At 50.6% G+C, this 24260-nt stretch carries 16 protein-coding genes; 6 read left to right on the top strand and 10 right to left on the bottom strand.

What is annotated here, in order from left to right:
• The first annotated feature begins 44 nt into the window (after window positions 1–44).
• The 3 genes from ftsA to KK083_RS14960 all read left to right on the top strand — a co-directional run bounded on the left by ftsA (window position 45) and on the right by KK083_RS14960 (window position 3639).
• Window positions 45–1352 carry a cell division protein FtsA gene (gene ftsA / locus KK083_RS14970; protein WP_254164106.1) on the top strand — a complete coding sequence of 436 codons (1308 nt, stop codon included), beginning with the start codon at window positions 45–47 and terminating at the stop codon, window positions 1350–1352.
• Between the two features lie 23 nt (window positions 1353–1375).
• Entirely contained in the window at window positions 1376–2932 is a 1557-nt protein-coding gene (gene ftsZ / locus KK083_RS14965; RefSeq protein ID WP_254164104.1) for a cell division protein FtsZ, read from the top strand.
• 302 nt (window positions 2933–3234) lie between these two features.
• The gene (locus KK083_RS14960) at window positions 3235–3639 is read left to right on the top strand and encodes a hypothetical protein (protein ID WP_254164102.1); all 405 of its coding nucleotides are present in this window, start codon (window positions 3235–3237) and stop codon (window positions 3637–3639) included.
• 96 nt (window positions 3640–3735) lie between these two features.
• On the opposite strand, the gene KK083_RS14955 is transcribed toward KK083_RS14960, so the two are convergent.
• On the bottom strand, window positions 3736–5085 hold the full coding sequence (locus tag KK083_RS14955; protein WP_254164100.1) for a sensor histidine kinase: 1350 nt from the start codon (window positions 5083–5085) through the stop codon (window positions 3736–3738).
• Window positions 5086–5540: 455 nt separating this feature from the next.
• Here KK083_RS14955 and KK083_RS14950 point away from each other — a divergent pair, with 455 nt between their 5' ends.
• Entirely contained in the window at window positions 5541–6011 is a 471-nt protein-coding gene (locus KK083_RS14950; RefSeq protein ID WP_254164098.1) for a nuclear transport factor 2 family protein, read from the top strand.
• 732 nt (window positions 6012–6743) lie between these two features.
• Here the strand turns inward: KK083_RS14950 and KK083_RS14945 are convergent.
• Entirely contained in the window at window positions 6744–7751 is a 1008-nt protein-coding gene (locus tag KK083_RS14945; RefSeq protein WP_254164096.1) for a helix-turn-helix transcriptional regulator, read from the bottom strand.
• A gap of 614 nt (window positions 7752–8365) precedes the next feature.
• Between KK083_RS14945 and KK083_RS14940 the strand changes: the two genes are divergently transcribed.
• A complete protein-coding gene (locus KK083_RS14940) occupies window positions 8366–9754 on the top strand; it encodes a TPR end-of-group domain-containing protein (RefSeq protein ID WP_254164094.1) in 1389 nt (462 codons plus the stop codon).
• 39 nt (window positions 9755–9793) lie between these two features.
• On the opposite strand, the gene KK083_RS14935 is transcribed toward KK083_RS14940, so the two are convergent.
• From KK083_RS14935 to rsfS, 8 genes are all read right to left on the bottom strand, one after another.
• Window positions 9794–10180, bottom strand: coding sequence for a hypothetical protein (locus tag KK083_RS14935; RefSeq protein ID WP_254164092.1), 387 nt, complete (start codon window positions 10178–10180; stop codon window positions 9794–9796).
• A gap of 118 nt (window positions 10181–10298) precedes the next feature.
• Window positions 10299–10748, bottom strand: a complete 450-nt coding sequence (locus KK083_RS14930) for a lipocalin-like domain-containing protein (RefSeq protein ID WP_254164090.1) — start codon at window positions 10746–10748, stop codon at window positions 10299–10301.
• A gap of 19 nt (window positions 10749–10767) precedes the next feature.
• On the bottom strand, window positions 10768–16977 hold the full coding sequence (locus KK083_RS14925; protein ID WP_254164088.1) for a type I polyketide synthase: 6210 nt from the start codon (window positions 16975–16977) through the stop codon (window positions 10768–10770).
• A 707-nt stretch (window positions 16978–17684) separates the two neighbouring features.
• Complete coding sequence (locus KK083_RS14920) at window positions 17685–19028, bottom strand: sigma-54-dependent transcriptional regulator (RefSeq protein WP_254164086.1); 1344 nt, start codon at window positions 19026–19028, stop codon at window positions 17685–17687.
• Between the two features lie 178 nt (window positions 19029–19206).
• Complete coding sequence (locus tag KK083_RS14915) at window positions 19207–19992, bottom strand: hypothetical protein (RefSeq protein WP_254164084.1); 786 nt, start codon at window positions 19990–19992, stop codon at window positions 19207–19209.
• The gene (locus tag KK083_RS14910; protein ID WP_254164082.1) at window positions 19989–20768 is read right to left on the bottom strand and encodes a UDP-2,3-diacylglucosamine diphosphatase; all 780 of its coding nucleotides are present in this window, start codon (window positions 20766–20768) and stop codon (window positions 19989–19991) included. The genes KK083_RS14915 and KK083_RS14910 overlap by 4 nt, the downstream gene beginning before the upstream one ends.
• Before the next feature lie 156 nt (window positions 20769–20924).
• Window positions 20925–22976, bottom strand: a complete 2052-nt coding sequence (gene ftsH / locus KK083_RS14905) for an ATP-dependent zinc metalloprotease FtsH (protein WP_254164080.1) — start codon at window positions 22974–22976, stop codon at window positions 20925–20927.
• A gap of 59 nt (window positions 22977–23035) precedes the next feature.
• Entirely contained in the window at window positions 23036–23413 is a 378-nt protein-coding gene (rsfS, locus tag KK083_RS14900; RefSeq protein ID WP_254164078.1) for a ribosome silencing factor, read from the bottom strand.
• 60 nt (window positions 23414–23473) lie between these two features.
• On the opposite strand from rsfS, the gene KK083_RS14895 reads away from it, so the two are divergent.
• Window positions 23474–24232, top strand: coding sequence for a biotin--[acetyl-CoA-carboxylase] ligase (locus KK083_RS14895; protein ID WP_254164076.1), 759 nt, complete (start codon window positions 23474–23476; stop codon window positions 24230–24232).
• Window positions 24233–24260: the final 28 nt, after the last annotated feature.

Below are 24260 nucleotides of genomic sequence, written 5' to 3'. Positions count from 1 at the left end.
CCAAAGAGCGACAACAACAACCACATATAAAAAGATTTACAACCATGGAACAGGAAAAAATCGTAGTCGGTCTCGATATAGGCACAACGAAAATTTGTGCGATCGTAGGCCGTAAGAATGAGTTCGGCAAGCTGGAGGTGCTCGGGATGGGGAAGGCTGAGTCCGAAGGTGTAGTAAAGGGTATTGTGTTCAACATCGATAAAACTGTACATGCCATCGAAAAAGCGATCAAGGAAGCCGGAGATCAGTCTGGCATTGATATAGGTGTTGTCAACGTAGGTATTGCGGGCCAGCACATCCGCAGCTTTATCCAGCATGGAGGCATCACCCGTACTTCGCGTGAAGACGAGATCACCATCGACGATGTTGAGCGCCTTACGCAGGATATGTACCGGATGGTGGTTCCTCCGGGCAGCCAGATCATTCACGTGATGCCGCAGGATTACATGGTTGACTACGAGGAAGGCATCAAGGAACCGGTAGGGATGTCGGGCGTTCGCCTCGAAGCGGACTTTCACATCATCACCGCCCAAACCAACGCTATCAATAACATCAACAAGTGCGTGCGCAGAAAAGGACTGGAGATCGATGACCTGATCCTCGAGCCACTCGCCTCTAGCCTTGCCGTGCTCAGCGACGAAGAGAAGGAAGCGGGTGTCTGCCTCATCGACATTGGCGGCGGCACCACCGACATCGCTATCTTCTACGACAACATCATCCGCCACACAGCCGTGATCCCGTTCGGGGGCAACATTGTCACCAACGATATCAAACAAGGGCTGATGGTGCTGCCGCAGCAGGCTGAGCAGCTGAAGACACGTTTCGGCAAAGCCATCGCAGAAGAAGCAAGCCCGAACGAGATCGTTTCAATCCCCGGCATCCGCAACCGGGCGGCGAAAGAGATCTCTGTGAAGAACCTTTCGAACATCATCCAGGCGCGTATGGAAGAGATCATCGAAATGGCTCACGCCGAGATCATCAGCTCGGGATATGAGAATAGATTGGCTGGCGGAATTGTGATCACCGGTGGCGGCGCGCAGCTGAGCAGCCTTAAACAACTGGTTGAATACATGACCGGCATGGATACACGCATAGGCTATCCGAACGAACACCTGGGCAAAAGCAAGATCGAAGCCGTAAAAAGCCCGATGTATGCCACGGCCGTGGGATTGGTGCTCTCAGGCTTCCGTTCACTGGACGAGCGTGTGGATCGCTACAAGGAGGCACGTGAAGTGGTGAAGGCCGCGCGCGTGAAAAAACCGATGGTATCGTCAAAGAACTTTTTCAACGACATCCTGAACAAGACCAAAAGTTTGCTGATCGATGACCTGGATGGAAAGAACGAATATTGACACAACCACTAATTTAATCATATATGTCTGAAACAGGATCATATAAATTCGAGATACCCAAACATAGCATGCACCGCTCCATCATCAAGGTGATCGGTGTTGGCGGAGGAGGAAGCAATGCGGTGAACCACATGTACAAACAAGGCATCAAAGATGTTGAGTTTGTTGTTTGTAATACGGATAACCAGGCGCTCAACGCGAGCCCGGTGCCGAATAAGCTTCAGATAGGAGCCAACCTTACGGAAGGTCTCGGCTGCGGAGCCAACCCTGAAGTAGGGAAGAACGCGGCGCTGGAAAGCAAAGACCAGATCCGCGAGATGCTCACCGGCACCAAGATGGTGTTTATCACGGCCGGGATGGGTGGCGGAACCGGCACAGGTGCTGCCCCGGTGATCGCCAAGATCGCCAAAGATATGGATATCCTCACGGTAGGTATCGTTACGGCGCCGTTCTCTTTTGAAGGAAAGAAAAAAGGCTCGCAGGCAGAGCTCGGCATTGAAGGCTTGCGCCAGACCTGCGACACGGTGCTGGTCATTCTCAACGACAAGCTTCGCGAGATCTACGGCAATCTTTCCATCGGGCAGGCTTTTGCTCAGGCGGATAATATTTTGACCACCGCAGCGAAGAGCATTGCAGAGATCATCACGCTGGCAGGTTATGTGAACGTAGACTTCCAGGATGTGCGCACCGTGATGCTCAATGCAGGTGCAGCCGTGATGGGATCTGCCGAAACAAGAGGAGATGATCGGGCCAAGAAAGCTGCCGAAGGTGCACTGGCCTCTCCGTTGCTCGACAACCGCGATATCATGGGTGCCAAGAAGATCCTGCTTTCCATCATTTCAGGCGTGGAAGCCGAGCTTCAGATGGACGAGCTCACCGAGATCACAGAATATATTCAGGAACAGGCAGGCGACGATGGCGAGATGATCTTCGGCCACGGTGTTGACCCTGATCTGGGTGACCGCATCCGCGTAACGGTGATCGCTACTGGTTTCGCTGTAGACCACAAGCTTCCCGTGAACAGGAAAGAAGAAAAAAAAGTGATCGAGCTTGACCGCTCACAGGGATGGCTGTTCAATCCTGATAACTCCGTAAACGAAGGTAAAAAAGACCTCGAGGTAAGAACCAAACCTCAGCAACCTCAGCAGCCGCGGAAAGATCAGGCCAATGACAGGCCCCAGGAGCGCGAGATGATCTTTACAGGGCCGTTCAACAAGATCGAACCGGTGAACCATCACGAGGAAGATGACGACAGCCTTCTGAAAGACGATGACTATGATCCTATTTCAGAAAAGTATGGCGACCAGGTGATCAACGAAGACGGCATGATGGACCTTCGCACAACGAGAGACAGGCTTCAGCAGCAGGCCCGGGAGCGCAAAGAACATTTGAAGCAAAGAAAACAGGAAATGACGAAGGAAGAATTTAATGAAAAATGGTCATTACCTGCGTATCTTCGCAGAGGCGTGAAGATGCAGGATGTGCCGCATTCTTCAGAGCCCTACATTTCGAAGTATAACCTGAATGACGATAACTCGTTGCTGGGTAACAATAAGTTCCTGCACGACAACGTCGATTAAAAGCTTGCATTTCCGGCACGACTGGTCTTTACTCCATTCGTAGTGGTTGTTGGTTGTAAATATTTTTTGCCGGTGCCGGAATGCTTTTTAAAAAACCAGGTACGCCTGTCAGACGGGCGGGATAAACGGCCTGCAATTTTTTAATCTAAACCTCGCACCCGCGAGGTTTTTGGTTTTTATAAGGGATGACATCCTTTAAAGGGTGTCATCCCTTCACCGTGTACGCACAAGATGCGCACGAACGCCACCCCTGAAACTGGCCTCAAACTTGTATTTATGGTATTAACCTCATCAATACACGTATGAAGACGTTCGTTACACTTTGCTTGATTGCCCTCTCGTTATCTGCCTGTACCATCGAAACTGTTGAGCCCCGCTTCGACCCGCGCGACAGGGTTGTGGGGCGTTATGAAGCGGAGGAATACAGCGAGACATACCGCGACTTCACATACTACTCGATACATATCACCAAGTCGGGCTATAGCCACGAGATCCGCCTCGATAACTTTTACGCTGCCGACATCAGTGTTTACGCCGTGCTCGACCAGGACAGGATCACCATCCCGTTCCAGGTGAAAGATGGTTATGAAATTGAAGGTGTAGGCACCGTCTCCGGCAACGAGATCGACCTGCACTACAGCGTCAGAGATCGTTATAACGGCTCGCGAACAGATTTTTGTGAGACGAAATTGTGGCTGGAGTACTAGTATAACCAAGCAACATCCTCAAAGGGTTTCAAACCCTTTGAGGGTTATTTCGAAGATTGGAAGATGTCGCTTTGAACGATCGGAGGTTCGGAAATTTCAGAACCTCATAAAGAACTCCGTTCCCTTTCCCACAGTAGACTTCACGGTAAGCGTACCCTGATGCTGGCGCATGATCTGGCGTGACAGGCTGAGGCCAATGCCGGAGCCGGTTTTTTTGGTGGTGAAGAAGGGAATGAAGATCTTTTCCATGGCCTCCGGATCAATACCCGTTCCGTTGTCTTTGATGGAGATGACCGGTCTCGATTTTTCATTGAGGGCCGCCTTGAGCTCGATCGACTTATGTTCCTGCTCTTCGAATGCCTGGATTGCATTCTTGATGAGGTTGATGACCACCTGCTCGATCATGTTCTTATCAGCCGAGATAGTAAGGTCTTCCGGATATACGGAGATCTTCAGTTGAATACTCTTTTCCGATAGCTCTTTCCGGTGAAGCATGCTCAGCTCTTCCAGCAGGTTCTTCACGTCGATCTGTACTGGTCGTGGTTTGGGTATGTTGGTGAGGCTTCTGAACTCTTTTACAAAGTGGATCAGTCCCTCGCTTCTTTTGCTGATGGTCTGCAGCGAAAGGTGGATATCGTTCAGCTGGTCTTTGGAGAGCGGCTCCGACTGCTGCGCTTCCATGTGCTGCTTGAGCTCTTCTTCAACAATACCTGCGAGCGAAGAGATAGGCGTCACTGAATTCATGATCTCGTGGGTGAGCACACGCACCAGGTTTTGCCAGGCTTCCATTTCTTTCTCTTCGAGCTCGCTCTGGATGTTCTGGATGGAGATCAGTTTCACATTTTCCCCGCGCAGGGTAAGCTCGATGGCATAGATGGAAAGCTGCACAAGGTCGTCGCCGATCTTCAGGCGCACCAGCTCACGGCCGCCGGTCTTCAGCTTCATAAACACGTTCACGAGTGTTTCGCTCACTTCCTTCAGGTCGTGGATATTCTCCACCCGGTTAATCTTAAGCAGTCTTCTGGCAGCACTGTTGAAGATCTCGATCTTGCCATCTTCTTTAAAAATGATCAGCCCGATACCAACGTGCATCACAATATTCTTGAAGAACAGGAATTCCGAATCCTTTTCCCGGCGCGAGTTCCTGAGCTTCATCATGGCCTCGTTCAGCTCTTTGTGGAGCCGCTGCACCACGGGGTCGTCGCTTTCGGTTTTGAAGGAGTATGACAGGTCATCGAAGCGGATTGAATCGAGGAACGAGGCAATGTTCTCGTGTGAGCGGTCAAGGTACTCGATCAGCAGCTTGATCTGGTAAAGGCTTACACCCAGGAACAGCAGCGAATAGAACCAGTCGCCCCGGGAGAAAGCGAAAAAGCAGAATAAAAATATGGTAGCCGATAAGATGGCCACACGCGGCATGACGGGCGATCGCCAGTTAAATTGCATATCCCGTGAAGAAGTAAAAAGCTGAGCCATATAAATAGAAGCGCCCTTTCAGGTGAAGCTTTGCATCATGTTTTTCCGGACGTTCGATCATTTTTTATACCTGAAATTGCACCGATCCGGCAAATCATGAGCCTGGTAGGCATGCCATGGCAGATCAGCGTCAAGTTAAGTACTTATCCACGAAAGTGAAAAATGAAATAACTTCCCATTTTACTAACGCAAATAATAAATGCGGGTTCGAACGTACGGAATTGAACACTCTTCGCCCGGAGGTGTACGGGGAATCAGGAGTAAGGAGCCAGGAGTCAGGAGTCAGAATTGGTAGGAGTAAGGAATAAGAAGGAGTAAGAATTAAGAATTAAGGAGTAAGGAGTAAGGAGGGGCTGCCGGGAGTGGATGGGGGGAGGTTGGGATGCGGGAGGTGACCGTTATCTTTATGGGGTTAAGAATTAAGTATGAAAGTGAAAAACGCTGCTTACGGTGCGGTTCTTTTATTGATGGTTTGTTGTGGTCGTGAAATGTCTTCGGGAATCGATGAGGAAGGTTTTATGCATGTGGCTGACGGCATTGCGAAAGGGTGGAACGAAGGAAATGCGGCGCTGGCGGCGGAATATTTTGCAGAGCATGCGGTGTACGAGGAGCCTCCGAAAAAACAATTTTATAAAGGACAGAAAAGTATCTATGAGTTTTTTGGCGGTGAAAAAGGTCTTGACAAACCAATGCACATGAAATGGCATAACCTGGCTTTCAACCGTGAGCAACAGCTCGGCTTTGGTGAATATACTTTTTCCATGAACAACCAGTATCATGGCATTGTGATCATGAAATTTGAAGATGGAAAGATCGTGAAGTGGCGCGAGTATCAGTATAAATCAGACCTGGACTGGAAAACCTTCGCCGGTGAAAGCGGGTTCGGAGTAGAGTAATGGATAGTGGCGACTGGAATTTAGTAGATTCGATGCCTGGATATGGGGCTGCCGATAAAAAATTCGCCAGCAGAGTGGCCAGGTTACGCTGATCGTAAGTTCAGCGACAGGGATTTAACCTCATGGCCTCTCAGCCGGCAAATTAAACTAATAAAACCGAATTGTTCACGTCTGAAGCGGAAAGTAAGGGTAAGGGTCGCCCGCCCTTCCCGACCGGCGAGCGCCCTTAAATTAACGCATAGGTTAATGTTCCCGTCCGCGATATAAATATCGCACAAGCCCCCGCCTTTCACTTACGTTATCCGGATAAAGACTTATGCGAAACGGATTATTTTCATTGTGCAATAGAGATTTTTCAAATCAGGTCGTGCCTGTGTCCCGCAGGTCACGCTGTCCCGATAGCTATCGGGAGACGCTGATATTATTGAATTATTCTCTTCTTGCGCCGTGTTGGTGTTCGAACGGGCCGATGTTGGTGTTCCTCTTGGGCCGATGTTGGTGTTCTTAACCAACATCCCCACTGCCCGTGTTAGTATTCTTCACCACCATGCTAATGTTCACTTGATTTACCATCCATTGCGTGGGGTGCTTGCCGGTGAAGAACACCGGCAAGGGCGGATTCAATTAAGGGTGCTTGCCAGCAAAGAACATCAGCAAAGCCGGAGGAATCTGCGCTCATCTGCGCAATCTGCGGGACACTTCTCGTGCTCGACTGTGGACGGCGGACTATCTCTACTTCAGAGAACTTGGCGGGAACCCGAATTTGCGCTTGAAAGCGGCGGTGAAGTTAGACAGATTCTTATAACCGGTAAGCAACGAAATGTCCTGAACAGTCATTTGTGTTTCCTGGAGCAGCATCCGCGCTTTTTGTAAACGCTCATCCTGCAGCAGTCCGAATACAGTGTTCTTGTAGAGTTGTTTGAAGCCCAGTTTGATCTTGTATTCGTTAAGGCCTACGAGGTGTGCCAGGTCGCTGATGGAGCATGGATTTTCAAGATTGGCCAGCAGGTGTTCCTTGGCCTGGTGCACGAGCTCGATATCAGATGGATGCAGCGTTACCTGCACTTCGTCGATGTTGGGAATATTGCGAAGCGAGAGCAGGAGGAGTTCAGATACTTTTGAATCGAGATACATTTTCTTCAGCATGCCGATGTAGTCGCAGTGAAGAATGTTCTGGATCACTTCCATCATGCGCGGCGTTGCCAGCACGTGATTTTCGTTGACGGTGGTAGGGATCTTGAGGTTTACACGTTTGAGGAACTGCGGCAGGAATGCAAATGCCTCATTACATCGCTGCAGGTAGTCAGTAGTGAACACAACGCCGAAGTTCATGTACTGCTGCTCTTTCCTGAAAAGATATTCACACTCGTAAGAAGGAAGGTAGAACATGTTGTACTGCTTTCTTCTCAACATCTTTTCGCGGCAGCCGCTGATATTCCACTGGAAGCTGGACCTCAGGTTGTAGTGTAATCCCAGTGTTTGGGTATCGGCCCGTGCCTGCAGGGTTGTATCCTGAAGCAAGCTGTACTGGTCGTGGGTGATGCAGTAATTCTCGTTCTTGAGCTCATGAAGTTGTAACGATCCGAAATGACCCGATGCCTGAAGCGAGATCGTGTCTGTGTCATCGGTGAATAAAGAAGGCGTATGGATTCCTCGTTTTTCGAGTGGCGTACAGACAATATCACCATGCTCCTTCGAAGCCAGCGTCATCTGATCCAGCATGTGGTTAATTACTTTCATAACCAGCGGACGAATTGGGTCGTCACGTTACCTTTTAAGAATTGCAGATCGCATCAGTAACTCAAAATCCTCAGAAAACGGACTACAAAAAGTGGGGTTTACTCTTTGTCAGGATCAACAGCACGACTAAGGTATAGAATCGCAGTGAAGTTACCAACCATGAGCCTATTTGTTAACAGATAAAATCGCTGAACAGCTGTTGGGAAAAACAAGTTGACCGCCGATTTTTCATGCAAAAGCCGGCGGGCACCAGCACCACCGTTGTGCGCATTGCGTTCACCGTCCTGGGATTATCAGCTCCCCCTTTGTCATCGTTAAGACCAAATGTGGTAGCATTCTTTTTTTGGGAAAGGTAGCCAGCCCGTGGACGCTTTCCTGCAAATGTGATGAGGTTGTGAAGCGTTTTTATTTTCGAACACCGCAACCGCTGTGGGAGATTGGTTACGTATGGCTGCTTCCGCATAGAAAGCGCTTATGCAAGCTTTTGCCGTAAATCGCGTATTTTAATTTTTTGTTTATGGCTATTTTGATGTAAAAATGGACAAGGGACGGACATTTTTTTATATTCACACTAGGTACTTTTGTGTTGTCATACAGTTTGCGGCAGGAAAGTTATGAAGAAGCGTTTCACAAATTACAGATCGGACCGGTTCTGGCAGATTGAAGTAACCGGAAATTCTCTGGTAACAACTTACTGGAGAAGGGAAACGCTGGGCAAAACCGCCGTCAGCAATTTCGACACTGAGCGCAGCTGTCTCAAAGAGGCGGAGGTGCTGATGGTTGATAAGAAGCGCAATGGCTACATCGAAACAGTGGAGGATTTCATCAAGAGGTCAGAGCTGCCCGAAGAGCTGAGGGATGCCCGCGCGCGAAAGCGTACCAATACTGTGCGCGACCACAAATTTGTGCTCTATCCACTTCAGGATATCATACTCACCAGTGTTATCGTTCATCCTGTCAAGCATAGCCGCAATGGTTACAAGCGGGAGGAAAACGGAAAAGAGAACGGTTTCTATTGTCATACGGCCTATGCGTTGGGTTCCGATGTACGCGGTGAAGAGCAACCTTCGTATTTCCTGGTCTGGCTTCCCGATCTCGATCTGTATGGCCTCTGGCACCGCAAGCACTATGCGTTATATGTGTTCCCGGGAATGAACTGGCCTGATATCGACAAACACCTGGCCAAATACCTCGACTATGAATTTACATCGCAGTCGTTCCCTGCCGTTCAGGATCACCTCAGCATGGAAGATGATTTTGTCTTCATACCCTCTGACCTCGATAAGCAGGTAGAGAATATCCTGTCGTTCCCGGATCACATGCGGCATAAGAAAGTAGAGGAGTTCCTCATCCAGTATGAATACCGGTTGTTGAGCCTCTCGTATTGCGATGAGCTGGAGCAACCTTTCCGCGCGCTTGTTACCATGTATTACAACATCGGGCAATGGTTGGAGGGTGACACGGAATATGCCAAGGCCATCAAGTGGTTTGAGCGCAGCCTGCTGATCCTGAACCAGGCGCCTTCATTCCGTACGCTTTTCTCCGACATTTTTTTGCAGCTCAGCTTCTGTTATCTCGAGACCTCGAAGTTCGACCTCGCTTTATTGTACATCGATATCTTCGCCCTGTTCGATCCGTCATCGCGCAATGCCTGCTATAAGATCAAGGAATCTATCCGGAGAACGCAGCAGTTGTATAAGGACACCATGAGCGTGTACCTCAAGAACATAGAGCAGGAATCGCAGAATGGTTATGAAGAAGCCAGCAGTGTGATCAAACGCGCTATCGAGTCGGCCCCGAACGACCCTGTGCTGCACTTTAACCTGGCGTGTTTCTACGCCTCTTCGCATCGCCCCAATGAGGCGTTCTATCACCTGGAAGAGGCATTTAAAAAAGGATACAAAGATTACGAAAAGATCCTCACCGAGCGCGATCTCGAAAGCATCCGATACACCAGCGAATTTGAGGATATGCGGCTCCGGTATCTATTCATTACGCGTTGACACTGAGCATTCATTACGCGCTGACGCTCAGGCTCTGCGTTATTGCTGCCCGACCAACCACTGAAAAGCTTCGTCATAAGAACTGAACGATTTCACCACATTCGATGCAGGCATGGCTTTCTGTGCCGAGAGCTCAGCATAAATATCGGGAGAAAAGATCCATGCAAAATGTTTCAGGCCTGCAGCGATCATATCCGGAAACCACACAGACGATGTCCAGCTCGCGGCCTCCTGCCAGGGACCTGTAACCTTTGTATTGTCGTTCAACACCTTGCTGTACTTTCCCTCTCGGAATAATGCGAGGATCACAGCGCCAGACTTCATGATGATCTCCTTGTTCTGGAAACCGATCCAGTTAAGGTACACGAAATCGTGCTCGGGGTCGTAGCTTATCTCGAGATTCTTGGCAATATGTAACGATTCCATGGCTATCGGGGGTTATCGGCTTTACATGGATCAAAGGATACAACCAGAGGGGTACTTTCTTTTCTCCTATAAAGTTAGGAGACCTTGCGATCTTCCATAGCTTTTTCGCGCTTTGTTTTTATTCTGCGACGAAAACACGTTCCCAGGTGATATAAAACACGATATCGTTACCCGCAACATGCATCGGTGGCGTTTGCAACAATAAAAGATCATTTTCGATCCTGCCATAACGTACCTGCTTGTTGCCCATCCAATTTGGGAAGAGACTACCTTCTACAAAATGTGTGATCTCTCCCGGGCGCTCCTCTCGATATCGACCATAATATGCAATATAACTGTTAAACGCTGAAAATGCTTCCTGAGGTGTGCTACCGTCGAAAGATGGCGACGCGAAAGATGCCCTGCCGGACCTCATGAGCTGTGCGTTCATATACCCGTTTTCATCATACATAAGGATTCCGGATGCATTTTTACCGAAGTAGTGAATGTCTTCACCCTGCTGTCCTTTGTAAATCCAGGATACGAGCCTCCATGTTCCGATGATGTTTTTTCCAATAAAAGTTGTCATTGATCTGCAAGTTTAAAGTTTATACAGAGGTAGCCTCCGTCTCAAAATGCAACGAAAAGGTGTCATTTTTCACAGCATCCATTTCTTTCCGGATGAGGTCCGTCAGGAATTTGCTATCGTGCTCGATGTACCGGTGGCCTCCCGGTCTTGCGATCACCTCGATGTCTGCATTGGTCTCCATTTCCCACCGCTCGGCTTGGGTTTGTGATACACGTGGATCGTCGCTGCCGTGCACCACCACCAGCGGTACCGTCAACGGCGCTTCCGGTACATAGCGGTAATGTTTCAGCAGGCGCAGGTCGTCTTTCAATAACTTCTGAAGTGATTGCTTCAGGTGTGAATCCGCTGCTTTGCTTCTGAACAGATCTTTTTCAAGCGAGTCATAATCGATATCATGGCGCGAGTAAGTACTCAATGCCGGTGCCGATGAGATAAAGATCCGTGAAGGCTGATCCATGCCGCTTCTGCGGATGGAACGGGCCATTTCAAAGGCGATCAGCGCACCCATGCTGTGACCGAAGAATGCATAAGGTTTGTCAAGCAAAGGAGCCAGGGCGGGCTTCAGGTCTGCGATCAGGTGATCGAGGTTCTCATAAGCATTCTTGTTGATGCGTTTGCCGCGGCCTGGTAATTCTACGGCAATTACCTCCGCTTCGGCGCCGAGCAGTTTATCCCACCCGTTGTACAGGCAGGTGTCGCCACCCGCATCATGGAACAGGAAGATCCGGAAAGAAGCATTCGGGTTCGGATGGGCGATCACAAACCAATCTGATGTGCTGACCTGACGGCGATCTAACGGCATGGCTGAAGCCTGATCGGCAAGGCCTTGTTGCAGAAACGCCGCATAGGCCCTGATCGAAGGATGCGTCCAGAACATACCCACCGGCAGTTTCAGGTTGAGGATCTTTTCAAACACGTTCCGGAGCTGTACCGCCATGATCGAGTCAACGCCCAACGATTTGAACGTCATGGCAGCATTGATGCGTGCGGCAGGTGTTTTAATGACCGCGGCCAGCTCATGGATCACCAGCACCTCCAGCATCGTGATCTGTTCCTGCGGATTGAGCGATACAAGCTGATCCATGAAAGTTGTATCTGCCAGTGTATTTTCCCGCTCACGCTCCAGCAAGCCCCTGAAGTAATTCCGTTCCTTCAGCATAGCGTAATACCCAGCCATGATGTTGGCATTCAGCTTCGCCACGCCGACCTGAGCATAGCCACCCCGGTAAATGGCATCGAACGCCTCCAGGGCCCTGGCCATAGGCACGGGCTCAAATCCTTCAGCCCTGGCGTAACGTTCCAGCGCACTGTCATGGGCCACCATACCTGCATCGCTGATCACACCCCAGTTCACAGCCATGGCAGGCAAATCCATTGACCTTCTGTAATGTGCCAGCGTATCGAGAAAACGATTGGCGGCTACGTAGCTTCCCTGACCGCTGAGACCGATCAGTGTGGAAGCCGAAGAGAACAGGATGAAACAATCCAGCGTCAGATGGCGGGTGAGCAGGTGGAGGTTCCAGGCGCCCTTCATCTTCGGACTAAGAATACCCGACAGTTCCGCTGGTGTCAGGTTAGCTAACGTATTGGCATGGATCACACCCGCTGCATGAACCACACCCGCCAACGGAGGCATGAGGTCTTCAATGTGGTGGAGCACATTTTTCAGCGCATCATAGCTGGCAACATCTGCTGCGAACACTTCAATGTTGCATCCGATGTGTCTTAACCTGGCAAGTTTTATGTCGGCTGCATCGCCGGCCTTTCCGCTGCGATTTACCAGTGCAAAATGACGTGCACCGCGTGCTGCCATCCAGGTTATAAAGTCCAGTCCTATTCCTCCGAAACCGGTAACGAGGTAGGTGCCCCAGGAAGAGAACTGTTTTGAAGAAGGTGTGAGCTCTGCGTCAACACCTTTGTGCAGACGAGATGTGTATAGCTCGCTGCCGCGGAAGGCAAGCTCATCCTCGCCTTCCGGTGGCGCTTGTATGACGTCCACCACGAGATCAAGCTCCGCTTCGCCCGGACAGGTGCTGAGATCGAAACAACGCACGCCATACTGGGTGGCTTCGTTGCCCAGCACTTTTGCCATACCCCGCAACGGACTGTGCAGGGGATGAGGCACATCCTGATCGCGTACAGCCTCCACGCCATTGGTGATCACGATCAGCTTCGGCGCCCGGGCAATGGTCAGCGCGGCGAGCTGCCGGTACATACAGAGAAGGCTCATGCTGCCGTCAACCTGCGATGACTCCAGAACGTCAGCAGTGATGTCGTCTCGCTGCCATTCATTATTGATACTGGTGCAGTGAATAATGCCTTCAATAACGGGTTCGCGTCGGAAGACATCAACAAGCAGTGCCCTGTGATCTGCTTCGTTGCCGAAGTCTGCGGTATAGCTAACAGGGGAGTGTTTTGTGAAAGCGGTACCCGGTGTTGCATGGATGCAATGGAAACCGCGCTTGTTCATTTTATTCACCAGTATGTTGCTTGTTCCGAGCGCGTCTCCCAGCACGAGCCAGGTGCCCCGTGTCTCAACCGGAGATGTTGTGCCCGGTGTGTGTGACAATTTTTTCCAGTTTACCTGATAAAGCCAGTCCTTTAATTTTTTCTTGTTCGTTTTCAGTGCGCCGCTTTCGAGCACTTTTCCCTGGACACCGCTTAATATCAGCAATGGATCGCCGGCAGAAGTGTAAACCGTAATGTCAGCTTCAACCTGCGTGGTGCCATGACCGTGATCCCGTTTCAGGTTGTGGAGCCTCACCGTTCCGGTAACTTTTTCAGAGGGGTCGAACGCTTTCAGTAGTCGCAGCTCCCGGATGCCGGTAAGGAACGTGGAGCGGCTTTGATCTGCTGAAATGCCTTCGAGCACTTTAAAGAACAAAGGTTGAAGACAGGTATCGAGCAGCGTAGGGTGGATCTTATAACGCTCCGCTGATCGTTGCACGTGGGCATGCGCCGCAAGGCTGAAGCTCACGGTTGATGGATGTGATCCTGTGCGCAATTCTTTCAGCCCCTGGAAATAAGGGCCGTACGCGAGGCCCAGCGACCTCAGCAGGTCATAGTAGGTTTGTCCGCTCATGGCAAGGTCGTGGGTTTCCGCACCGGTATCAGCCATATCATCATGGCCCAAACCCGATACGATCTTCAGCTCACCTTCGGCCAGTAGCTGCCAGGTTATGCGTGCTGCGTCGTCTGCTGTTTTCTGAAAACATTGGCAGGAGAACGATCCGTTGTTGCGAACCATTTTCAGCTGAACAGTGGCTGCTTCTTCGGATGCAAGTATCAATGGTTTCACAAACCTCAGGTTCGACAGAACGGAGATCCCGCCTTCCTGTATCTCGCCTGCAGCTTCCAGCATCATTTCTGCGTAAACAGCGCCGGGCACTACAATGTCGTTGTTTACCAGGTGGTCGGCAAGGTAAGGATAGGTCTCCAGGCTCAGCACCGTTTCCTTGAAATAGGTATTCGCTTGTGTTGCCACCCAGATCGACTTCCCGAGCAGCGGGTATCTGCGACCGGTCTTAGCATCGGTTACCTGCTTCCCGGCGCGGCCCTTGAGCTCGAAACGTTCGCGCTGAAAAGGGTAGGCGGGTAGTTGCAGGTGGGGCGCGTTGTCTGTGTTGTAGAACGTTGACCAGGGAATATTGAAGCCGTGCCTGAAGAGCTCACCCAGGTTTTTGTACATCGAATCCTGCTCCGGCTTGTCGCGAAACAGTGTGGCAACGGAAAAAATATTTCGTCCCTCATGGGCGGCGCATTCGTTCAGCGAGACCACCAACAGCGGGTGCGGGCTCACTTCGATAAAGATCGTATGCTCATCCTGCATCAGTTGTTTGACCACGCTTGAGAAATGCACCGGGTTCCTGAGGTTGTCTACCCAGTAGCCGGCATTCAGCGCTTTGCCTTCCACTTTGCGGTTTCTCACCGTTGAATAAAAAGGAATAGCCGTAGCGTTGGGTTTGATACCCGTCAGGGCTTTGCGGAGATCTTTTTTCAACGGATCCATTTGTCTGCTGTGGGAGGCAACATCAACATTCACCTGGCGGCAGAAAAGGCTCTGGCGTTCCAGCGTTTGCAATATTTCACTGATGGACTGTTGATCACCTGCCAGCACGGTTGATTTCGGGCTGTTGCTGGCCGCGATAGACAATCCTGGAAAATGGATGAGCAATGCTTCCGCCCTTTCATACGAAAGCTCCGTAACCGCCATGGTGCCACCTTTTCCGCTGACGGTTTTCATCAGCCTGCTGCGCGTGCAGATGATGAGGGCTGCCTGGTGAAGATCAATGGCTCCTGAAATGCAGGCGGCGGCCACCTCACCCATGCTGTGCCCCACGAGCGCCTGTGGTTGTATGCCCCACGACATCCACAGCCTGGCCAGCGCCACCTGGATGGCACACAATGCTGGTTGTATTACATCGATCTCGCTCAGGCGGCTTTCCTCTGACGTCGTTGTGAGCAGCCTCACTAACGACCAGCCTGTATGCGGTTTGAAGGCGTTGTCACAAGCTTCGATCGCTTGCCTGAAAACAGGCTCTTTGGCGAGCAGGTCCCTTCCCATACCGATCCATTGGGCACCCTGTCCGGGAAATACCATCACCACCCTGTGATGCTGTAACGGTATGCTGTTCACTGTCGAACTGTCAGCATCGGGTACAAAACCCTCCAGTGCATTCAGCAGTTCTTCTTTTGTTTTTGCTGAAAAAAATGCCCGGTGACTCAGCGAGGGTTTTCTTAATGCTGCGGCTACGCAAAAGTCGTTTACGGCTTGTTCCGGGATGGCGCGGAGCATGTCTGCATATCGTTTCACATATGCCTTCAGCGCACCTTCCGTTTGGGCGGAAACAGGCAGGCAGTACATTCCCGTTTGATGCTTGGCAGCAGGTGTATACGATGGTTGCCTGTATTCTTCCACCACGGTGTGGGCATTGGTGCCGCCCCATCCAAAGGAGTTGATGCCCGCCTTGAGCGTCTCGCCTTTCTTTGCTGGCCAGGGGCCGGGTGTATGTTGCACCTGTAGCCTGAGTGCTTCGAAGTCGATGCCCGGATTATATTCGTCACAGTTGAGGCTTGGTGGCAACGTTCTGTGCTGCATGGCAAGCACTACTTTGATGAGCCCGGCAATGCCAGCGGCGGCTTCGAGGTGACCTATATTGGTTTTTACAGATCCGATGTGAAGCGCCTGCTTGCGTTTTCCTTTGCAGAAGAATTCTCCCAACGCAGTTGCCTCTGTGGGGTCACCCAGCCTTGTGCCCGTGCCGTGCGCTTCCACATAGTGAACATCTTTCGGTGCGATGCTGCTGAAACGGTAAGCATCCGCCAGCACGCTTTTCTGACCCTCCACGCTGGTTGCCGGAAGATTGACGTTGTAGCCGTTGTTGTTCATGGCGGTACCCCTCACCAATGCCCAGATCTTCTCACCTTTTTTTTCAGCATCCGGGAGCCTCTTCAGCAACACCACGCCCCCGCCTTCGCCGCGCACAAAACCATCGGCATGGCGACTGAAGGTGTGACACTTGCCAGTGGAAGACAACCCACCAAATTTCGAAAGCAGAATGTACTGATCGGGATCGAGAATGTGGTTGACGCCGCCCACCACGGCCATATCGATGCTTCCGTCGCGCAGCGCCTGACACGCCAGGTGAAGCGCTACAAGCGAAGCGGAACAACCCGTGTCCACCACGAGGCTGGGCCCGGTAAAACCATATTTGAAGGAAACCCTGTTGGCGATGATGTTCGCCGATTGCCCCAGTGCCGAGTGCGATGTGGCCGCAGCGTTTTTCATTTTCCGGTAGCGCTCGAAGTCCGTCCAGATGTTGCCAATGTAAACACCTGTTCTTCCTCCTTTCGCCTGGTCGATGCCGATGGAGGCATTTTCAAGCGCTTCCCATACGAGCTCGAGCATCAGTTTTTGTGAAGGACTCATTTCATACGCTTCGGCAGGAGAGATGCCGAAGAAGAGCGGATCAAAGTCGTGGATGTTGTCGAGCAGCGATGCATGGCGTTGTTGTGTCTTATCGGCAACCGTGGCATCCGGATGATAATAAGCGTCATGATCCCACCGCTGATCTTTTATTTCGGTGATGGTATCCCTACCGTTGCGCAGCAGCTCCCAGAATTCGGCAAGGGTGTGGCCCTGGGGGAAACGGCACGAGAGGCCAACAATGGCAATGGCATCGCGGCCAGGACATGACTCAAGGTCAGAAATTCTTTTTTTGCTTTTCATAAAATAAGGTTAGCGGTGGACGAAAAGAAGAGCCCTATGAATTAGGAGAGGACAAGGTCTTCGGGACACCATTGTCAGGAGATGTTCACCTGATGGAACACCGCGGGCTGTGATTTTGCTGGTGCAGCGTGATAGAGAGACTTTTATTTAACAGGGAGAATTGCCGGGTTGCGGACCTGCCATACCTCAACTGTTTATGCGAGATCAGCATTGAAGACCTTGTAGCCACAAAGCGCTTAAGGAGGTATCGAGAATATGTAACAACGAACGGGCATAATTCTTTCTTTGCACAAACCAACAGTCCCGGGTTAATGATGGCCCGGATTGCCATGTATATAGCTGGAGGTTAAAAGAATCGCTGAAACGCTGCTTGCTCGTCTGTGTTGGAAAAAATGGCAAGGTTACAGGGATTCCTCAGGTGAAGTTCCTGTAAATGTGCAGGACCTGACTTACGTTTTCGGGATAATGATTTATGAAATCGGGAGTATTTTGTCCCGGGAACGGCGTTTTTGGTCGTTTTAAGCCTATCAGGTATTATGGCCTTGCGGGCCGCCCGTTTTCCAACCTGGTTTTGTACATGTACAGATTCTACTTTGAAAAAACCATGTACAAATCTCAAGTGAATTTTTTCGGCGCGCGAAGTTGTACATGAAAAGTGCACGCCTTAAAAAAGCATGTACAGTTCAAGCCGGGTATGTCGGGCAATCTCAGAGGCCGTATTTCTCCATCCGGCGGTAAAGCGATGCCCGGGTGAGGCCAAGCTCATCGGCAGCTTTTGAAATGTTGCCGTTGTGCATCTGAAGCGCTTTTGCAATGGCTGCCTTTTCAACTTCATCCAGGTTCAGCGTGTTGGCCGATGCGCTGGAAGAAAGGGACCGGCTCAGCAGGAAATCGGTTTCCTGCAGTGACGATGAATCGGTCATGATCACAGCCCGCTCGATAGAATGCTGCAGCTCACGGATGTTTCCGGGCCATGCATAACGCTTAAGCTTGTCCATGGCTTCAGGAGCGATGGTGTTCACCAGCTTGTGATATTTTTTTGCGTAGTATTGAAGATAGTGTTGCGCCAGCATGGGGATGTCTTCAACGCGCTCGCTCAATGGCGGCACATGGATCTCAACCGTATTGATCCGGTAAAGCAGATCCTGCCTGAAGGTTCCTTCCTGCACCATTTTATGAAGGGGCATGTTGGTGGCGCAGATGAGCCTGATGTCAACGGGCAGGGGCTGGTTGGCGCCCACCCTCGTTACCTGTCTCGACTGCAATGCACTCAGCAGCTTGCTCTGCAGGCTCATGCTCAGGTTGCCGATCTCGTCCAGGAAGAGGGTTCCTCCCGAGGCGAGCTCGAAACGTCCCGGCCTGTCTTCGCGGGCATCTGTAAAAGCGCCCTTTTTATGACCAAAGAGCTCGCTTTCAAAAAGTGTTTCGGTGATGGCGCCCATGTCTACAGACACGAAGCTGTTATCTTTTCGCAGTGAGCGCTGGTGAATAGCCCTGGCGATGAGCTCTTTTCCCGTACCGTTCTCACCCAGGATGAGCACGTTCGCTTCTGTCTTGGCTACTTTATCGATCAGTGAAAAAACTTCCTTGATGGCGGTACTTTGGCCGATGATCTCACCGAAGGGTTTACTGATCTGTTCCTCCAGCATCTCCTTCGCTTTCTTCAGCTTGTCTACCTGGTTATAAGATTGCTTCAGGCGGATCGCAGTAGAGATTGTGGCCACCAGCTTTTCGTTTTGCCATGGCTTCAGAATGAAATCGGTTGCTCCCTGCTTCAGGGCTTTCACGGCCATCTCCACATCGCCAAAAGCAGTGATGAGGATCACAACAGCGTTCGGATCTTTTTCCAGGATCTGCCCGAGCCAATGAAAACCTTCTTTACCACTTGTGATATCCTTGCTGAAGTTCATGTCCAGCAGGATCACATCGTAGGTATCATTGTTCAGTAAAAAAGGGATCTTGTTGGGATTCTTTTCGATGATCACATGATGACTTTGTTTTTTGAGAAGCATTTTTGCTGCGAGCAGCACATCTTCATCATCATCGATCATTAAGATTTTTCCGCCTTCCTGGGTCACGTAGCTGTTTAGATTTAAGGTGAACGCTTTCTCAGGGAAAATACTGTGCCAAATGCGTTTTCAGCCTCTGGAAGGCGATTGAGCGAACACCATTGTCCTTGAGTGCACAAATATGTTCAAAATTGAACAGATTTTCAGGGTTTTAGAACGATTATGGCCTGAATTCGAAAATATCCAGCTTCCGGGGCCCTGCTACGAACATCCGCTCATCCGTCAGCACCACCATGTTTGCGTTACCTTCGAGGGGTACCCTGCGATTTTCAGCTGAAAACAGGTTGAAGAAGAGGAGTTCATCGCCACGCAGAAAATAAAGCTCTTCTCCAAGAAAATTGAAGTGTTGGATGCCTTTTTCAGGGATGGTTCTGATGTGCTTGCCGAGGCTGTTAAAGATATAGATGCCCTTTTCGGGATGCAGGAGGAACACGAATCCCTGGTAATCGCGCATGGTGGTAAAAGCCGTGGCATCGCCGATCAGTGTTGAATCGATGGAGATCTCCACTTCCACTTCAGTGTGACGGGCGTTGAGCTTTTTCAGGCTGTGGTCGGCGGCATCCAGCAACCAGAGCTTATGATCGCCTGACGGGCAGATGAGCCAGGGATCGATGGCGAAAGCCGGGTCGATGCGGAAAGAGGCCGTGGTTTCAAAAGACGGGTTGTAATAGTCGTATTGCTGGGGCTTGCGGTAGTAGGCAAAAAGCCTTGCGCCGTCACGCGGATCGAAGAGCGTGGGTATCTCTTCACGTTTGGTGGCAACGAGCAGCTTTCCGTTTTTATCGAACTTCTGGATCTGGCCATTCTTCAGCACCAGGTACACATCTCCGGGCCTGTCTACCGTAGCGTAAACAATGTTGTCTACCGTTTCAATGGTGTTGATCTTTTGCTGTGCCAGCGATGGCAGGGCAATCAATAATATAAGCCAGAGGACTGATCCTTTCATGCTTTTGCAGGGTTGAATGTTTTAAGTTCAACATTCGTGCCGTCGTAAACGGCGTAGGTCTTGAAGTGCACCCATTCGCCCAGGTTGATGTACCGGCTCTTGTCATTCACCTTGAGATCGAGGGGCAGGGGGCGGTGCCCGAAGATGTAAAAATCATGGTGTTGTATTTTTTCCAGGTCGCGACAGTAGCACCAGAGAAACTCTCCTTCTTCACCCTGAAAATTCTCTTCGCGTTTGATGTTGGTGATCCTGCTTTTGCGCGACCACGTGTTGGCGATGAAGATGCCGAGGTTCGGATGCAGGCGTGCGAAGAGCCACTGGCAGATGCGGCTGTTGAAGAATTTTTTGAGGATCTTGTACGTGTGATCTCCCGGGCCCAGACCATCGCCATGGCCGATCAGGAGCTTCTGCCCGCCAACCTGCAGGAGCTGCGGATCGCGATAGATCGGAATGTCAAGCTCCGTTGTAAAATAATCGAACATCCACATGTCGTGGTTGCCGGTGAAGAAGATGATGGGAATGCCCGCGTCTCTCAGCTCGGCAAGCTTGCCCAGCAGTCGGATATAACCTTTGGGAACGGTGTATTTGTATTCGAACCAGAAATCGAAGATGTCGCCCAGCAGGTAAATAGAATGCGCGTCTCCGCGAACTGACTCCAGCCAGGCAACGATCAGCTTCTCCCGTTCGGCGCTCGTGGCATGATCAGGAACACCCAAATGAAAATCGGAAGCGAAGTATATCTTTTTGTTGTTCAGGGAAGATATTTCTGTTGTCATAGAGGCCTGGGTTTCCCGCTGATTTCGCGGATTGCGCTGATTGATCTGCGGTCATCTGCGTGATCTGCGGGAACAAGGGATTATGCGGTTATAAAAAAAAGAAGCTCAGCGTTTTAAACTGAGCTTCAAAAATAAGATTATAAATCAGAAGTATAACTATCGGCCGACTTTGTCGGGTTTTTCACCTTCCAGGGTTGGAGGGGTGTCTACACCGGGTTGTTCAGCCTCATGTTGTTTCTTTTCATATTTGCCCTGGCCATTGGTGAACTGCTGATAAGTTGTGGGCTTATCGAACGGGCGTTTGCCGATGAGGCGCTCGAGGTCAGACTGGAAGAGGATCTCCTTCTCCAGCAATTCCTTCGCGATCACATCCAGGTGCTGACGGTGCTGGGTGAGCAGCTTCACTGTACGCTGATATGATTCATCGATGATACCACGAACTTCCTTGTCGATCTTTTCTGCAGTAGCGTCAGAGTACGGCTTCTGGAACGAGTAGTCCGATTGTTTTGAGTCGTAGTACGACATATTACCGATCTCCTTGTTCATACCGTATATCGTCACCATGCCATAAGCCATTTTGGTGATGCGCTCCAGGTCGCTGAGGGCGCCGGTAGAGATCTTGCCGAAGACGATCTCTTCTGCAGCACGGCCACCGAAGGCCATACACATCTCGTCGAGCATCTGCTCGGTCTGATAGAGGAACTGCTCTTTCGGGAGATATTGTGCATATCCCAACGCAGCCACACCACGGGGTACAATGCTCACTTTTACCAACGGATCGGCGTGCTCCAGGAACCAGCCTGCTACTGCATGGCCCGCTTCGTGGAAGGCCACGATCTTTTTCTCTTCGGGAGAGATGATCTTGTTTTTCTTCTCCAATCCACCGATCACGCGGTCGATGGCATCCTGGAAGTCTTGCATGTCAACAGCTTTCTTGTCGCGACGTGCGGCGATGAGCGCTGCTTCGTTGCAGACGTTGGCGATCTCTGCGCCTGCGAAGCCTGGTGTTTGAGCCGACAGTTTTTTCACATCCACTGTGGGATCAAGCTTGATGGGCTTGAGGTGCACTTTGAAGATATGTTCACGGCCAACGATGTCGGGTTTGTCAATGCTGATCTGGCGATCGAAGCGGCCGGGTCGCAGCAGCGCTGAATCCAGTACGTCGGGCCGGTTGGTGGCGGCCAGGATGATCACGCCGGAGTCAGTGGCAAAGCCGTCCATTTCTACCAGCAGTGAGTTCAGTGTATTTTCACGTTCATCGTTCGCACCGGGAAGTTGTCCGCGTCCGCGTGAACGGCCAATGGCGTCGATCTCGTCAATGAATACGATACAAGGGGCTTTTTCTTTTGCCTGTTTGAACAGGTCGCGTACACGGGCGGCACCCACACCCACGAACATTTCTACGAAGTCAGAACCTGAGAGCGAGAAGAACGGTACGGCCGCTTCTCCGGCAACAGCCTTCGCCAGCAACGTTTTACCTGTGCCGGGAGGGCCTACGAGCAATGCACCTTTCGGGATCTTGCCACCCAGCTTGGTGAACTTGCCCGGGTTCTTGAGGAAGTCCACGATCTCTTTCACTTCTTCCTTGGCCTCATCGAGACCGGCTACATCTTCGAAGGTGATCTTTACTTTATTCTCGGCATCGAACAGCGCGGCCTTCGATTTTCCGATGTTGAAGATCTGTCCGCCGGGGCCACCGCCGCCGGTCATGCGGCGCATCAGCATCCAGAAACCGAACAGCAACAGGAAGAGGAATCCCCACTGTATGAATACGCTGAAATAATCTTCTCTCTTTTCAGAGATGTATTCGGGCCGGTTTGAGTCCGGCAGTTTTTTTACGAGCTCTTCGAATTTTTCATCGAAACGATCGATGGAAGTGATCCTGAGTTTGTAGTGCGGCCCGCTGGTATTCTGGCCGAGTGGTCCTTCCGTTATATCCTGACGGTATTTGGCATTTTGAAGTGCTTCGGATTTGAGTGTGATCTCCACCAGTTCCTGGTTCTTGATCAGGGCAACTTTGCGTACGTCTCCATTCCTGACCATCTGTTCAAAGTCATATTGGGTGACTTCTTTCAGGTCGCTGGAATTATTTATATACATCACCCCGAGGATCACGGCTATCGTTGCCAGGATAACCCAGATCTGATAATTGCCACGGGGAGGTTTACCGGGCAAAAGGGGTTTATTATTCTCTTTCTTGTCAGCCATTTCAGTTTAGTAAATCAGATTAAATATCAATGAATAACGTGTTGTTTCTGTATAATGTTCTAGTGGTTGTTCTCGATCTCCACAATATCGGCATCGCCCCAGAGGCGTTCCAGAGAGTAGAACTCCCTCCGGTCTTTTCTGAACACATGGGCCACTACGTCTATGTAGTCGAGTAGCATCCACTCTTTATTGTTTTTTCCTTCGGTATGCCAGGGGTTTTCTTTTAATGTTTTATAGACTTCCTCATCAACGGAATCAGCAATCGCATCCAGCTGCTTGTCGGAATTACCGGAACAAATTACAAAAAAATCGGCTACGGCATTTTTAACTTTTCGAAGGTCCATCACCACTATGTCAGTTGCCTTTTTCTCCTGCATTCCCTTAACAATGACTTCAGAGAGTTTCTCGGAACTGACCCCCTTCCTTTTTTTGCTCATTAAGCTTATTTGGTTTGTTGTGTTTGTTATATTAATAACTTGCAAAATTAACTAATTCCTTTGTATAAAATTCCTGCCAATACGCTTTTCCTGGGAAAACAAGTCGTTTTTGTGCCAGAATGTCATTCTACCAACACCCTGGCCTTACAATTAAGCCATAAACCTTCCACAACCGAAGGAACAGTGGTGATCACCAACCACCAGACTGCCGGGAGAGGGCAGCGTGGAAATACCTGGGAGGCAGCGCCTGGAATGAACCTTACTTTTTCAACGATCCTGCGACCTGCGTTTCTGCCGGTGGAAGACCAGTTTTACCTTACCATCGCAGTTTCCCTCGCCCTTCACGATTACCTGGGCACCAAAACGGGGAAACCTATTGCTATAAAGTGGCCCAACGATATTTTAGTTCACGAAAAAAAGATTTGTGGCATCCTGATCGAAAATCAGGTTCAAGGTTCCCGTTTAACGACTGCCGTTGCGGGCATTGGACTGAATGTGAACCAGCAGCACTTCGATACACCCACGGCAATGTCGCTGATCCAGGTTACCCAAAAGGAAGATAACCTTGAGGCGGTGCTTCACGGCCTTCTTGAATGCCTGGAGGCCAGGTACCTGCAACTGCGGCGGCAGGATCACGACTCTCTGAAGGAAGCATACCTCTCGCGCCTCTATGCCCGCCATGAACAGCGCAGATTTTCATCGCCCCAGGAGACCTTTGAAGGGTCTATCCGTGGTGTGGATGAGAGCGGAAGACTGGCCGTGGAAACCGCTGACGGCCTGAAATATTTCGGGATCAAGGAGGTCTCGTTGCTGCGGTAAGTCCTGGCAGCCAGTTTTATTTTTGATG

The sequence above is a fragment of the Chryseosolibacter histidinae genome, from assembly GCF_018598225.1.
Taxonomy (GTDB): domain Bacteria; phylum Bacteroidota; class Bacteroidia; order Cytophagales; family Cyclobacteriaceae; genus Chryseosolibacter; species Chryseosolibacter histidini.
The sequence above is the reverse complement of the archived record's forward strand: the minus strand, read 5'-3'. Positions and strand labels throughout refer to the sequence as shown.